We start from the raw sequence: 13,167 nt of genomic DNA, 5'->3' as shown, positions 1-13,167 counted from the left end.
ACAAACCACGTTCACTTTCGCCGCTTACAACCTGACGCGCATGGCGACGATCTTTGGCTGGCGTTTATCGGCGGTGGGTGGGTAACTCCGTCCATAGAGTACGGAAAGCGCTAAAAAATGTCAAAAAACGGCCTGAAAAGTGGCTGAAAACTGCTTTTTAGGAAAAATGCGGCTTCCAGCCCGAAAAATTCGCATGTCTGGCGACAAAATCCGAAGGACTGGGGTCCTTTTTCAACACCCTGTTAGCGCTCCGTTACTAACGCGGATGGCTGCGCCATGCATTTTTCCTATAGGCCTGCCGTTGCCATCTTTTAATCGGCGCGGGCCGCTTGTTTATTGCGCCGGATAACAATAAATAATATTTAATTAATTATGCATATCGCATGTTATTGAAATTTAGAATTTCAATAAAGTCAATCAAGTTAATTTAAAGTAAATTCTAAAGCATAAAGAAATTGACTTTTATAAAATTATTTGACTAGGGTCGCTATCGCCGTGGCGATATCTCGCTGGTGCTTGATGTGGTATATTGTTTTTATGTTTTTGTTATGCTAGTTGAAAAAATAGAGGAACGACGATGCGGGTCAATACGCCTATCACGCAAAATGAATACGTATTAAATGAAGGCATGACGATTGTTTCCACCACGGATTTACAGGGAAACATCAATTACGCCAATCAGTATTTCATTGAGGTCAGCGGTTTTACAGAAATGGAACTGCTGGGTGCACCACAGAATATTCTGCGTCATCCCGATATGCCGGCCGAAGCGTTTGCCGACCTGTGGGACACCATCAAGACGGGCATGCCATGGACCGGCATGGTCAAGAACCGCTGCAAGAATGGTGATTTTTATTGGGTCTTCGCGAATATTACGCCCGTCATTGAAAACGGCCGCCCGATCGGCTACATGTCCGTGCGTACCAAGCCCACGCGCGAGCAGATCAACGAAGCGGCAGCCCTGTATAAAAGTTTCAAAGATGGTAACACTGCCAGGCTGGCGATCCGCAATGGCCGCGTCGTGCGCCAGGGCTGGGCCGCCAAGCTGGCCGGCTGGCGCAAGCTGAGCCTGTCGCAAGACCTGGCCCTGCATTGCATCGTCTTTGGCGTGGTGCTGGCCATCCTCGGCTGCGCCGTGTGGAATGTCGATGGCGATACGAGCACGGCCACGCGCAGCTGGCTCAGCGGCGCTGCCGCTGCGGCCGTCGCACTGCTGCTGTATTTCTGGGCCCATCTGCACAATTCGCTGGTCGCGCCCCTGGGCGATGCCATCACGGTGGCGCGCAAGATGGCCGGTGGCGACTTGACGGGCGTCATCGACAAGGTGCGTGATGATGATATGGGTCAATTGATGGCGGCCTTGCGCCAGACCAACATCAACCTGCACAGCATCATCGGCGACGTGCGCGCCAACTTCGAGGATATCCGCGTCACGACGGCGGAAATTGCCACTGGCAATATGGACTTGTCCAGCCGCACGGAATCGCAGGCGTCCAGCCTGGAGCAGACGGCGGCCAGCATGGAAGAACTGACGTCCACGGTGCAAAACAGCGCCGACCACGTGGCCACGGCCAACAAGCTGGCGGCGCAAGCGTCCACCGTCGCGGCCAAGGGCGGCACCATCGTCAGCGAAGTGGTTACCACGATGAATGAAATCAGCACGTCGTCGCGCAAGATTCTCGACATCATCGGCCTGATCGACGGCATAGCCTTCCAGACCAACATTCTTGCCTTGAACGCGGCCGTGGAAGCGGCGCGTGCGGGCGAGCATGGCCGCGGCTTCGCCGTCGTGGCCGGTGAAGTGCGCAGCCTGGCGCAGCGCTCGGCGACGGCGGCCAAGGAAGTCAAGAATCTGATCGACCATTCGATCGCCACCGTGAATGCGGGCAGCGTGCTGACCAGCAATGCGGGCGCCACCATGACGGAAGTGATCGCCTCGGTGGCTCGCGTGATGGCAGTGATGGACGAGATTTCCTCCACCACGCGCGAGCAGAACCAGGGCATCGGGCAAGTCAACCAGGCCGTCATCCAGATGGATGGCATCACGCAGCAGAATGCGGCGTTGGTGGAGCAGGCGGCTGCGGCTGCCACCAGCCTGGCGCAGCGCACCGACAGCGTGGCCCAGTCGATCGGCATTTTCAAACTGAAGGCGTCGCCCAGGCGCAAGGCTGGCGGCGTGGGCCGCAACCCCAGCGTGGGTGCGGGCATGGCCACGCGCGCGCTGTTGAAAGCACGCTAAGACCATGATCCCGCCAGCGTAAGGTTGGCGGGATTTACTTCTGCACCCGGTACACTTCCCCGCTGCGCACCTTCTTCACCACGCCATCCCCGTCGAACAAAATGACATATTCGCCCCGCGCGCCTGCCGCGGCCGGGTAGGTGTACATCCACACTTCATTGCCGCTGTCGAAACGGATGGACGTGCTCTCGCCCAGCGCGGCGCGTACCTGTTCGCGCGTGCTGCTGCCCGTCTGCACCGTCTGTTCCAGGGTGGCGTAAGGTACATTCTTGCTTGCCTGCAAGGCGCGCGTGCCGGAACAGGCGGCCAGCAATGTCAGCACGGGAAGTACCAGCCACTTCATGGCGCCACCTCGTCCATATAAGTAAATTCCAGCAGCGTATCGTCGGGCCAGCTCGTATCCCACAGGGGCGCGTAATACGTGCGGTCAAGCAGGACCTGGCAATCGCAATAGGGCAGCGAGGCGGGCGTCTGCTCGCCGCCCGCGTATAGCATGGTGAACGGTAGCGACACCCTGCGTTCGCCATGCACGAGTGTCACGCCGAACAGGGGCCGCTCCGTGAAGAACAAATAATTGCCGTCCGGTTCGGAACACACTTTGTCGGTGCTGTAGAGCATGCTGGACAGCCAGGCGATGATTTGCGGGTCGTTCGAGATCAGCCCGGAATCCATGCCGGCGCGGCATTCCAGGCGCAAGTCGCCCAGGCGCCGCTTGCCGGGCGGCAAGCCGGGCGTGATGACTTGCGCGCGCCAGCTCATGCTGGAAGCCTTGCGGTTGGCGATCAGCACGGCATCCTCGCGCGCGGCTTGCGCATGGCGCACGGGGGCAAAGCTGTTGTCCTGCGTCAATGGTAACGGGATGCTGACGGTATCGCCGGCGATGCGCAGCTGCACGCCCGTCATGTCCACGCCGGGCTGGCGCGGCAGCAAGCGAAAGCGCAGCACCGCCTGCGGCGCCAGCGCATGGTCGCGCTCGAAACGGTCCACGCCTTGCAGCATCTTGCGATAGGATTTGTCCACGGGGTCGCGCGTGGCATCGACTTTCACTTGCGGCACGGGCGCGGTTTGCGCCAGCGCAACAGCGCCGTACGGTGGAGCAGCAAGCAAGCCGGCGAGCAGCAGGGAGAGAGGAATACGCATGGCTTGATGCTACGCTTTTTTGCGCAGCAGCCACGCACGGATGGGGCTATCAGTACTCGCTATACTTGCGCGCGTCGCCGCGCACCTGCTGCGCCGGGTATTTCTGCGCGTTGAGTTGCATCTTTTCCAATACGGCCGCGTGCAGGTCGACGCCGCTCTTGTCGGCCAGGCGCACCAGATACATCAGCACGTCGGCCAGCTCGTGGCGGATGCCCGCTCGCTTCGCCTCGTCCAGCTCGGCGTCCGCGCCCGTGGGCAGCCACTGGTAATGCTCGGCCAGTTCCGCCACTTCCACGGACAGGGCCATGGCCAGGTTTTTCGGCGTGTGGAACTGGTCCCAGTCGCGTTCCTCGGCAAAGTCGCGCAGGCGCGCGCGGATGTCCATCAGGCTGTCGGTGGGCGCGTTCATGCGGCCACCGGCAGCGGTTTTTCCATGAAGACACTGAATGGATCGTCGGGATAGTCGCCATACGGTCCGCGCCGCTGGTAGCCGTGACGCGCGTACAGGGCGATGGCTGCGGGCTGGTGGATGCCCGTCTCCAGGGGCAGCAAGCGGCAGCCGCGCGCCAGCGCCTGTTCTTCCAGCAAGGCCAGCAGGCGCCTGGCCAGGCCCAGGCCGCGGCTGTCCGGGTGCACGTACATGCGCTTGACTTCGCCGAAATCGGGCGTGACGACGATGGCGCCGCAGGCGCGCGCCGTGCCTGCCGCATCGCGGGCGACGGCAAACAGCAGGCTCTCCGGCGGTAACGATGCCAGGTCCAGCGAGTAGACGCACTCGGCCGGATACAGGGTTTGTTGATATGCATCAAGCTCGGCGATCAGGGTTTGCACGTCAGCTTGCTGCGGCGATTCCAGGCGGATAGTCATGGGCAATTCAAGTAGATGAGATGTCCCGCATGGTATCATTGCGGCCGCGCCAGGCGCATCGTCAGGCCGATGGGCGACATCACGAAACCCATCAGTTCCTGCGCCTCGCCGCCATCGGGCGTCTCGACGCCGGCGATGTCGAAGCTGCCCAGCAGCATGGCCATGGCGATCTTGATTTCCAGCAAGGCCAGATAGCGTCCGGGGCAGGTGCGCACGCCGGCGCCGAAGGGCATGGCGGCGCGCTTGTTGTTTGCCTCGCCGCCTTCGACCAGCCAGCGCTCGGGCTGGAACGCTTGCGCATCGGGAAAGTGCGCATCGGAGACGCTGTCGTGGCGCATCACGCACCACAGCATGCTGCCGGCAGGCACGGCGACGTCCCCCACCACCGTGTCGCGCAGCGCTTCGAGCGGGATGTAGGGCGCCACCGGTTTCAAACGCATGGCTTCGCTGGCGCAGGCGCCAAGGTAGTCGAGGCACTCCATTTGCTCGATGGTGAAGCCGGCCACGTCGGGCGCCAGGCGCCGCACTTCCTCGCGCGCCTTCGCCAGGGTGTGCGGATGGCGTTGCAGCAGGTAAATCATCCAGGACAGCGTGTTGGCCGTCGTGTCTTCGCCGGCCAGCAGCATGGTCAGTACATTGCCGGCCACGGCGCGGTCGTCCACGCCGCTGTCGGCTTCGTCGGCGGCGGCGATCATGGCTTCGAGCAGGTTGGGCGGGCGCACGCGCCGCGCGGGATCGCGCTCCAGGCGGGCACGCGCTTGCCGCACCAGGTCGGCCACGGCTACGTCCAGTGCCGCTACATCGCGGTCCAGGCGTCGGTCGACGGGCAGTTTGACATAGCGCCAGTACGGCAGCATCGACAGGCTGCGCCGCGCCACGGCGGGCAGGATCGAATCGAGGTGGCGCTGGATCACGTCTTCGCCCGATTCGAGCGTATTGACTGCCGTGCCGAAGGCCAGGCCGGCGATGATGTCGACCGTGTAGCGTTTCAGGTCGCCATCGAGGGCTATCGCCTGGCCTTGCGTGGCGGCAAGATGCCAGCGCCGCTGCAGGCGCTGCGCCACCGTCACCAGTGCGGGGAAATACGCCTTGATGGCGCCTGGCGCCATGCCGGCCATGACCATGCGGCGTTGGTTGCGCCATTGCGTGCCCTCGGCCAGGAACAGGCCGGGGTTGCCGCCCATTTCCTCGGACACGATATAGCTCGACAGCGGACGCCGGAAGCCGTCCGGGCGGTCGCGCAGCACGGCTGCCACCGCTTCGCTGTCGGCCACCACCAGCACCAGCGTGCGGCCGAACCAGGCGCGTACGTAAGGGCCGTAGCGCTGCACCCAGCCTTCCACGTCGCGGTGGATACGCGGCAGTTTTACTTGCAGCGCGTTGCCGATGATGGGCAGGGCGAACGGCCCCGGCAATTGGCGGATCTGGCGCAGGGTCGGCGTGGTGGCGGGCGCGGCGGCGTGGTCGAGTGGCGGCATGACAAGCTCCTGTTGTAGTGGGAACGATGACATGACTGTAGCGCGCTTGCGTACGCGCGTCTTGAACGAATACGACATCGCGCGCCGCCAGAAATTGCCGGTACAATCGTCGCCATGCCTGCCGCCCCCACGCCCCTGACCCGCTTGATCGCGCCGCGCGTCGCGCTCGCTTCTTGTGTGCGCGCCTTCCTCGTGCGCGACACCACCGGCTGTGCGTTATTGCCGCCGGCGCAGCGCCTGAACCGTTTTCCGGCCACGCCCATGTGCTGCCTGCTGTGGACCGTCGCGGGCGAGGTCGAGGCGGCGGCGCCGGGCCCCGACTTGCTGCACGTGCGCATGCCGCCCGCCCTGTTCAGCGGCCCGCGCGGCTATCCGCTGGTCAGCTACAATCCCGGCCCCGTGCACTCCTTCATGGTGATGCTGTATCCGGCCGCCCTGCATGCGCTGACGGGCATCGACATGGGAGCCCTGTTCGACCAGGTGCGCCCGCTCGCCCCCCTGTTCGACGCCGACTGGCTGGCGCTGTCGGACGCCGTGCTGGCCGCACCCGACGACGCGGCGCGCATCGCGCTGGTGGAAGCGTTCCTGGCGCCGCGCTGGGCGGTGGCGCGCAAAAGCGGCGACCATCCGGCCGGCGCCATACAGGACTGGGTGCGCCGCCTGGGCGTGCAAGCGGCATCGACGGGCCTGGCCAGTGGCGCGCGCAATATCGAGCGCCGCATCAAGGCCTGGGCCGGCCAGCCCATGCGCACCCTGCGTCGCATGCGCCGCGCGGAACAGTCGTTTCTCGATGCGCGCGAGGCCATGCTGCAAGGCAATGCCGCATGGAGCGATATCGCCGCCCAGGGCGGTTACGCCGACCAGGCCCACCTGTGCCGCGAGGTGCGCGCCATCACGGGCTTGAGCCCCACCGAACTGGCGCGCGCCAGCCGCGATGATGAAAGTTACTGGGTTTATCGCGTGTGGAGTTAAGCGGGTTTTTTACTCGGTATAGACGACGTCTTTCGCCAAGGTGACTTCATGATGCCCCGCGCCGGGTGCCATCATGGGGAAGCAGTTTTCTGCGCCATGCACGCGTACGTCGAGAAAATACGGGCCGCTTGATGCCAGGCAGGTGGCCAGCGCTGCATCGAGTTCCACGCGCCGGTGTACCGTGTGCGCCTGCCAGCCGAATGCCCGCGCCAGGGCGACAAAATCGGGCAGCGCTTCCATGTAGCTGTGGCTATAGCGCCCGCCATGAATGAGTTCCTGCCACTGGCGCACCATGCCCATGCTGCCATTGTTCGACAACACCACTTTCACGGGCAGGCGGTGCTGCACGGCGGTCGCCAGTTCCTGGATATTCATCAAAATCGAGGCATCGCCACTGACGCACACCACGCAGGCGTCCGGGTGGGCGATCTGCGCGCCGATGGCGGCCGGCAAGCCATAACCCATGGTGCCGGCGCCGCCCGAGGTCAGCCAGCGGCGCGGCCGCTCGAAGCGCAAGTGCTGCGCGGCCCACATCTGGTGCTGGCCCACGTCGGTGGAGACGATGGCGTCCTGTGCGTCGAGGGCCGCCTGCAGCCGGCGCATCAGCGCCTGCGGCGCGATGACGTCGGGCGTGTCGTCGAAGGCCAGGCTGTCTTGCGCGCGCCAGCCATCGATGCGCTGCCACCACGGCTGGCGGTCTGCCAGCAAGCGTCCGCGCAGCTGCGCCAGCAACGTAGTGAGCAATGCGGTTAGCACGGGCGCGCAATCGCCGCGCAGGGCCACGTCGGCGCGCACCACTTTGCAAATGGAGGCCGGGTCGATATCGATGTGGATGATCTTTGCGCCGGGGCAGAAGGCATCCAGGCGCCCCGTGACCCGGTCGTCGAAGCGGGCGCCCACGCAGACGATCAGGTCAGCATGGTGCATGGCCAGGTTCGCCTCCAGCGTGCCGTGCATGCCCAGCATGCCCAGGAAGGCCGGGTGCGAGGCGGGAAAGGCCCCCAGGCCCAATAAAGTCAGGGTGCAGGGCGCGGCCGCCAGCTTCACCAATTGGCCGAACGCGGCGCAGGCATCCGGGCCGGAATTGATGAGGCCGCCGCCGCCGTAGAACACGGGCTGGCGCGCGGCGGCGATCAGGCTGGCGGCCCGTTCCAGGTCAGGGCTGTCGGGCAGGGGCGCGGCCGCTGCGGCGACGGGCGGCGGCGTGTTGTCCAGGACCGGCGCCAGCTGTAAATCCTTGGGAAAATCGACCAGCACGGGCCCGGGCCGCCCCTGCGTGGCCTGTGCGTAGGCTGCGTGCACGACGCCCGCCGTTTCCTCTGCCGTACGGATTTGCCGGTTCCACTTGGTGACGGGGCGCGAAATGCCCAGCGCGTCGCATTCCTGGAAGGCGCTGGTGCCGATGCTGGTAGTGGCCACCTGGCCGCTGATGCAGATGAGGGGAATCGAATCGCACAGGGCGTCGAGCAAGCCCGTGGTGGTATTGCTCATGCCGGGGCCGGAGGTGACGAAGACCACGCCGGGCCGGCCCGTGCTGCGCGCATACCCTTCGGCCGCGTGCACGGCCGCCTGTTCGTGGCGCACCAGCACGTGGCGCAAGCGGGGTTGGGCATGCAGCGCGTCGTACAGGGGCAGCACGGCGCCGCCCGGGTAGCCGAAGACGGTGTCGACGCCCAGCGCCAGCAGGGTGTCGATGAGGACGCTGGCGCCGTTGCGCGGCACAAGAGCGTGGGCGGGAGCGAGGAGGGGGGCGGGGTCAGGTTTCATGGCTCTATTTTCTGCTTGCCGCGACAGAAAAGGCTGCTGGTTTTCTCGTATAGAATGAGATATTCAGTAAAATTTGCTGTGAAATAAGGATATGACAGAATGAAGCTAGACAAATTCGACCTCGCCATCCTGACCGCCCTGCAGCAGGACGCCCGCATCAGCCTGCACGAGCTGAGCGCCAAAGTGGGCCTGACCTCGTCACCCTGTTGGGCGCGCATCAAGCGCATGGAAGACGATGGCGTCATCGAGGGCTACACGGTGAACGTCAACGCGGCCAAGGTGGGGCTGGCCGATACCGTCATCGTGCAAGTCACGCTGGATGACCATTCCGACCAGGCCCTGTTCGAATTCGGCCACGCGCTGGCCATGATCCCGGAAGTGCTGGAAGCGTTTCTCGTCTCGGGCGACTACGATTACTACCTGCGCATCGCCGTCAGCGACACGCGCGACTACGAACGCCTGCTGCGCGAGCGCCTGTATAAAATTCCCGGCATCCGCCACAGCAAGTCGAGCTTTGTCTTGCGCCAGCTCAAACAAAGCTACTTGCCGCTGCAACGTTAGTTCCCCTGCACGGCGGGAGTTTTTCCCTGGCCCATCCCCGGTGGCGGTCCGATACTGGACGCAATAAAAACCACTATAAATCGGGGATACGCATGAAACTGACTTTATTCGCCGCCGCCGCCATGGCGCTGTGCCAGGCGCAGGCAGCCGAGCCGACCGCCGCGGGCGACTTGCCCACCGTCATCATCACCGGCAGCATGCCGCTGCCTACCGTCGAGCAGCCGCGCGATACCCTGGCCGCGCCCGTGCAAACGGCCAGCGCGCAACAGATCGCGCGCAGCGGCGCGCTCGACATTTCCGCCTTCCTGCGCCGCAACCTGGGCAGCGTGCTTGTGAACGAAGTGCAGAACAACCCCTTCCAGCCCGACGTCAGCTTTCGCGGCTATACGGCCTCGCCACTGCTGGGCACGCTGCAAGGACTGTCCGTGTACCTCGACGGCATGCGGCTGAACCAGCCGTTTGGCGATGTCGTCAGCTGGGACTTGATCCCACGCATGGCGATCGCCTCGCTGACGCTGATGCCCGGCTCGAATCCCCTGTTTGGCCTCAACACCCTGGGCGGCGCGCTGGCCCTGCAAACCAAGGATGGCCGCAGCAGTCCGGGTACGGCCATCGAGGCGCGTTTAAGCTCGCACCAGCGGCGTGCCGTCGAGCTCGAGCATGGCGGCAGCAATGCACAGGGCTGGCACTGGTATGTGACGGGCAACCGCTTCAAGGAGGACGGCTGGCGCGATGACTCGCCGTCGGACGTGCGCCAGGTATTTGGCAAGCTGGGCTGGAGCGATGCGCGCACGGACATTGCCGCCACCGTGGCCCACGCGGACAATGCGCTGACGGGCAACGGCTTGCAGGAACAGCGCCTGCTGGCGCGCGATTACCGCAGCGTCTACACCAAGCCGGACTTGACTGAAAACAAGGCGACCTTGCTGAACCTGACGGGCAAGCACCAGGCCAGCGCTGCCTTGTTGTTGTCGGGCAATGTGTACTACCGCAAGATCGACACGCACACCTTGAATGGCGATCTGAACGACGAGTCGCTCGACCAGTCTGTCTACCAGCCGGGCGCGGCCGAGCGGGCGGCGCTGGCGGCGGCCGGCTACACGGGCTTTCCCGCCAGCGGGGCGAATGCGTCCAATACGCCGTTTCCGAAATGGCGCTGCATCGGCAATGTGTTGTTGAACGACGATCCGGCCGAAAAATGCAACGGCTTGATCAACCGCAGCCATACCGAGCAGGAAAACTATGGCTTTTCCGGCCAGTTCACCGCGCTGGCCGAGGTGGCGGGAGCGCGCCATGCCGTCACGGCCGGCGCCGCCTATGACACGAGCCACGCGACATTCCGCCAGACCGGCCAGTTCGGCTATTTGAACCCGGACCGCAGCATCACGCCCGTCGCATTCTTTGCCGACGGCACGGAAATCGATGACGATGGCACGCCAGTGGATAACCGGGTCGATTTGAGCGGGCGCATGCGCACCTGGAGCGTGTATGCGAGCGACAGCATTGCGTTCAATCAAACATTGACCTTGAGCGTTTCAGGCCGCTACAACCGCAACACGGTGCGCAACCGCGACGCCATCACGCCCGGCGGCGGCAGCGGTTCGCTCGATGGCGACCACCGTTTCAGCCGCTTCAACCCCGCCATCGGCCTGGCCTATGCGCCAGAGGCCGGCATCGGCGCCTACCTGAGCTACAACGAAGGCAGCCGCACGCCGACGGCCATCGAGCTCGGCTGCGCCGACCCGGAAAATCCATGCCGCCTGCCCAACGCCATGGCCGGCGACCCGCCATTAAAACAGGTGGTGACGAAGACGTGGGAAGCGGGCGTGCGCGGCACACTCGCCAATGTGGGCCGCTGGAGCGCGGGCGTGTTCCGCGCGGAAAATCACGACGATATCCTGTTCGTGGCCGACAAGCAGGCCGGTTTTGGCTACTTCAAAAATTTCGGCAAGACGCGCCACCAGGGCGTGGAACTGGCGGCCGATGGCAAGGCGGGCGCGCTGGACTTCGGCGTCAACTACACGTGGCTGCAGGCGACGTATCAAAGCCGGGAAGTGGTCAATGGCAGCGCCAACAGCAGCAGCGACGCGGACGCACCTGGCCTGGAAGGCAATATCGTCATCACGCCGGGCAAGCGGATTCCCCTGACACCCAGCCACATTTTCAAGGCGCACGTGGATGTTCAGGGCGGACGCGACTGGACGGTGGGTCTGGCCATGACAGCCGTGTCGAGCGCTTATGCGCGCGGCAATGAAAACAACGAGCACCAGCCGGGCGGGCCAGCGTACCTGGGTTCCGGCAAGAGCGCCGGCTACGCCGTGGTGGAACTGAATGGCAAAGTCCAACTGACGCCCCAACTCAGCGTGTTTGCCCAGGTGAATAACCTGTTCGACCGGAAATATGCAACGGCGGCCCAGCTGGGGGCGACGGGTTTCGATGCCAAGGGCAACTTTGCTGGCCGGCCGCTGCCGGCCGTGAACGGTGCGTATCCGATGGTCAACGCGACTTTTTATGCGGCCGGCGCGCCGCGCAGTGTGAATGCGGGCTTGCGCTACGCGTTTTAAGGGTGGACGTGTTCGATGACGCCGTTGCGCAGCGCAAGATGCACCAAAGCGGCGGGGCCGGGCACGTCGAGCTTTTCCCTGATGCAGGTTTGGTGGTTGGCCACCGTCTTGCTGCTCACGTGTAGCAGGCGGGCACACTCGGCGGCGCTGCGGCCTTCGGCCAGCAGGCGGAAGATTTCGAATTCGCGCTGGCTCAGGCTGCTCAAACGCTGGGCTTCCACGCTGGCCTTGCCCTGTAGCACGCCGGGCGCGCTGTGCGGATCCAGGTAGCGCCGGCCCGCGTGGGCGGCGCGCACGGCATCGACCAGGTGTTCCGGGTCGGCTTGCTTGCTGACGAAGCCGCAGGCGCCGCCATCGAGTGCGCGCGCGATCAGCTGCGGCGTGTCGTGCATGCTGAAGACCAGCACGCGGGCGCTAGCGTCGCGGGCGAGCAGCTTGCGCAGCAATTCCAGGCCGCCGATGCCGGGCATGGACAAATCCGTCACGCAGACGTCGGGCGCCTGCTCCAGGTACAAGCCATACGCCGTTTCGCCATTGCCTGCCTCGGCCACGACGGCGATGTCGCCACCCTGTTCCAGCAGGCGCCGGTAACCCGTGCGCACCACCGGATGGTCGTCCACCAGCATCACGCGGATCGGGCGCATGTTCATGCTGCGCTGGCCGTGAATGGCATGGCTACTTCGATGCGCAAGCCGTTACCGAGTGCGCTGATCCAGCGGATATGGCCGCGCAGACCAGCCACTCTTTCACGCATGCCCAGCATGCCGAAACCGGGATCCTGCTGCCTGTCCTGGCGCAAACCCTGGCCATTGTCTTCGATGGCCAGCTGCAGCAAGCCGTGCGCATCGGCGCGCAATTCCACCGTGGCATGGTCGGCGCCCGCGTGGCGGGCCACATTCGTCAAGCCTTCCTGCACCAGGCGGTAGATGGTGGTGGCGGTGTTGTCGTCGAGGCCGGCGGGGATGGCCTGCGGCGCGAAACGGCAGGCGATGCCGTGCTGCTGCGCCCAGCTGTCGCACAGCGCCTGCAGGGCCGCTTCCAGGCCCAGGCTGTCGAGCACGGGCGGGCGCAGCATGCTGCGCACCATCGCATGCAGCGCTTCCGCCGAGCGGGCGATGCTGGCGGCGCACGCTTGCACATTCGCCTGGTCGCCAGCACTTGCGCGCAGGATATAGCTGGCGGCGGCGCGGATGGCCGTGCAGTCCTGTCCCACCTCGTCGTGCAGCTCGCGCGCCAGCGCGCAGCGTTCCTCTTCCTGCGCGCGCAGCAGGCGCTGCGTGAGAGTGCGGTTTTGCGCCAGCAGGAAGGCCACCTGGCGTCCGCGCCGCACGGCAAAGCCGGCCAGCGCCAGCACCAGGAACAGCAGGCTCAGGGCCAATTCATCAAGTTGCCAGTGCTCCTGGCGCCAGAGGGCATGCGCCAGCCGTTCGGCCAGGTCCAGCCGGGTGGCCAGCAGGAAAAAAGCCAGCGCCAGCGCGCAGCACACGAAGCTGCGCCAGGCCGGCCGCGTGCCTGAGCGGCCGCTGCCGGCCAGTTGGTAGTGTTCCATGATGCTGCTCCCTGAGCACGGTCGATCCCC

At 64.6% G+C, this 13,167-nt stretch carries 12 protein-coding genes; 4 read left to right on the top strand and 8 right to left on the bottom strand.

Translation table 11 applies throughout. From position 1 onward, the window contains the following. Window positions 1-577: 577 nt before the first annotated feature. Window positions 578-2,239 carry a methyl-accepting chemotaxis protein gene (locus CSZ94_RS21590; protein WP_102123407.1) on the top strand — a complete coding sequence of 554 codons (1,662 nt, stop codon included), beginning with the start codon at window positions 578-580 and terminating at the stop codon, window positions 2,237-2,239. A gap of 34 nt (window positions 2,240-2,273) precedes the next feature. On the opposite strand, the gene bamE is transcribed toward CSZ94_RS21590, so the two are convergent. From bamE to CSZ94_RS21565, 5 genes are read right to left on the bottom strand one after another with little or no spacing between them, the layout of a single operon-like run. Then, complete coding sequence (bamE, locus tag CSZ94_RS21585) at window positions 2,274-2,582, bottom strand: outer membrane protein assembly factor BamE domain-containing protein (protein WP_102123406.1); 309 nt, start codon at window positions 2,580-2,582, stop codon at window positions 2,274-2,276. Then, complete coding sequence (locus CSZ94_RS21580) at window positions 2,579-3,379, bottom strand: hypothetical protein (RefSeq protein ID WP_102123405.1); 801 nt, start codon at window positions 3,377-3,379, stop codon at window positions 2,579-2,581. The genes bamE and CSZ94_RS21580 overlap by 4 nt, the downstream gene beginning before the upstream one ends. Before the next feature lie 49 nt (window positions 3,380-3,428). Next, window positions 3,429-3,788, bottom strand: a complete 360-nt coding sequence (locus tag CSZ94_RS21575) for a nucleotide pyrophosphohydrolase (protein WP_102123404.1) — start codon at window positions 3,786-3,788, stop codon at window positions 3,429-3,431. Beyond that, window positions 3,785-4,246 carry a GNAT family N-acetyltransferase gene (locus tag CSZ94_RS21570; protein WP_102123403.1) on the bottom strand — a complete coding sequence of 154 codons (462 nt, stop codon included), beginning with the start codon at window positions 4,244-4,246 and terminating at the stop codon, window positions 3,785-3,787. The genes CSZ94_RS21575 and CSZ94_RS21570 overlap by 4 nt, the downstream gene beginning before the upstream one ends. A gap of 35 nt (window positions 4,247-4,281) precedes the next feature. Next, window positions 4,282-5,724 (bottom strand): cytochrome P450, encoded by a 1,443-nt coding sequence (locus tag CSZ94_RS21565; protein ID WP_258001135.1) that lies wholly within the window; start codon window positions 5,722-5,724, stop codon window positions 4,282-4,284. 114 nt (window positions 5,725-5,838) lie between these two features. Here CSZ94_RS21565 and CSZ94_RS21560 point away from each other — a divergent pair, with 114 nt between their 5' ends. Further along, the gene (locus CSZ94_RS21560) at window positions 5,839-6,696 is read left to right on the top strand and encodes a helix-turn-helix domain-containing protein (protein ID WP_258001134.1); all 858 of its coding nucleotides are present in this window, start codon (window positions 5,839-5,841) and stop codon (window positions 6,694-6,696) included. Between the two features lie 9 nt (window positions 6,697-6,705). Here the strand turns inward: CSZ94_RS21560 and ilvB are convergent, their stop codons facing one another. After that, window positions 6,706-8,463, bottom strand: coding sequence for a biosynthetic-type acetolactate synthase large subunit (gene ilvB / locus CSZ94_RS21555; protein WP_102123401.1), 1,758 nt, complete (start codon window positions 8,461-8,463; stop codon window positions 6,706-6,708). A gap of 99 nt (window positions 8,464-8,562) precedes the next feature. On the opposite strand from ilvB, the gene CSZ94_RS21550 reads away from it, so the two are divergent. Next, the gene (locus CSZ94_RS21550) at window positions 8,563-9,024 is read left to right on the top strand and encodes an Lrp/AsnC family transcriptional regulator (RefSeq protein WP_034784295.1); all 462 of its coding nucleotides are present in this window, start codon (window positions 8,563-8,565) and stop codon (window positions 9,022-9,024) included. A 92-nt stretch (window positions 9,025-9,116) separates the two neighbouring features. Beyond that, window positions 9,117-11,588, top strand: a complete 2,472-nt coding sequence (locus tag CSZ94_RS21545) for a TonB-dependent receptor (protein WP_102123400.1) — start codon at window positions 9,117-9,119, stop codon at window positions 11,586-11,588. Here CSZ94_RS21545 and CSZ94_RS21540 read toward each other — a convergent pair. After that, on the bottom strand, window positions 11,585-12,238 hold the full coding sequence (locus CSZ94_RS21540) for a response regulator transcription factor (RefSeq protein ID WP_258001133.1): 654 nt from the start codon (window positions 12,236-12,238) through the stop codon (window positions 11,585-11,587). The genes CSZ94_RS21545 and CSZ94_RS21540 overlap by 4 nt on opposite strands. Then, the gene (locus tag CSZ94_RS21535; protein WP_180977572.1) at window positions 12,235-13,137 is read right to left on the bottom strand and encodes an ATP-binding protein; all 903 of its coding nucleotides are present in this window, start codon (window positions 13,135-13,137) and stop codon (window positions 12,235-12,237) included. Before CSZ94_RS21535 ends, CSZ94_RS21540 begins: the two co-directional genes overlap by 4 nt. Window positions 13,138-13,167 lie beyond the last annotated feature (30 nt).

It is taken from the genome of Janthinobacterium sp. ROICE36, from assembly GCF_002869965.1.
Classification (GTDB): domain Bacteria; phylum Pseudomonadota; class Gammaproteobacteria; order Burkholderiales; family Burkholderiaceae_D; genus Janthinobacterium.
Note: the sequence above shows the minus strand (reverse complement) of the source record. Positions and strands in the feature narration are given on the sequence as shown.

Coding starts and splice junctions, on each gene's coding strand:
- CSZ94_RS21590 (WP_102123407.1), top strand. CDS start 578: ATGCGGGTCAATACGCCTATCACGCAAAATGAATACGTATTAAATGAA.
- bamE (WP_102123406.1), bottom strand. CDS start 2,582: ATGAAGTGGCTGGTACTTCCCGTGCTGACATTGCTGGCCGCCTGTTCC.
- CSZ94_RS21580 (WP_102123405.1), bottom strand. CDS start 3,379: ATGCGTATTCCTCTCTCCCTGCTGCTCGCCGGCTTGCTTGCTGCTCCA.
- CSZ94_RS21575 (WP_102123404.1), bottom strand. CDS start 3,788: ATGAACGCGCCCACCGACAGCCTGATGGACATCCGCGCGCGCCTGCGC.
- CSZ94_RS21570 (WP_102123403.1), bottom strand. CDS start 4,246: ATGACTATCCGCCTGGAATCGCCGCAGCAAGCTGACGTGCAAACCCTG.
- CSZ94_RS21565 (WP_258001135.1), bottom strand. CDS start 5,724: ATGCCGCCACTCGACCACGCCGCCGCGCCCGCCACCACGCCGACCCTG.
- CSZ94_RS21560 (WP_258001134.1), top strand. CDS start 5,839: ATGCCTGCCGCCCCCACGCCCCTGACCCGCTTGATCGCGCCGCGCGTC.
- ilvB (WP_102123401.1), bottom strand. CDS start 8,463: ATGAAACCTGACCCCGCCCCCCTCCTCGCTCCCGCCCACGCTCTTGTG.
- CSZ94_RS21550 (WP_034784295.1), top strand. CDS start 8,563: ATGAAGCTAGACAAATTCGACCTCGCCATCCTGACCGCCCTGCAGCAG.
- CSZ94_RS21545 (WP_102123400.1), top strand. CDS start 9,117: ATGAAACTGACTTTATTCGCCGCCGCCGCCATGGCGCTGTGCCAGGCG.
- CSZ94_RS21540 (WP_258001133.1), bottom strand. CDS start 12,238: ATGAACATGCGCCCGATCCGCGTGATGCTGGTGGACGACCATCCGGTG.
- CSZ94_RS21535 (WP_180977572.1), bottom strand. CDS start 13,137: ATGGAACACTACCAACTGGCCGGCAGCGGCCGCTCAGGCACGCGGCCG.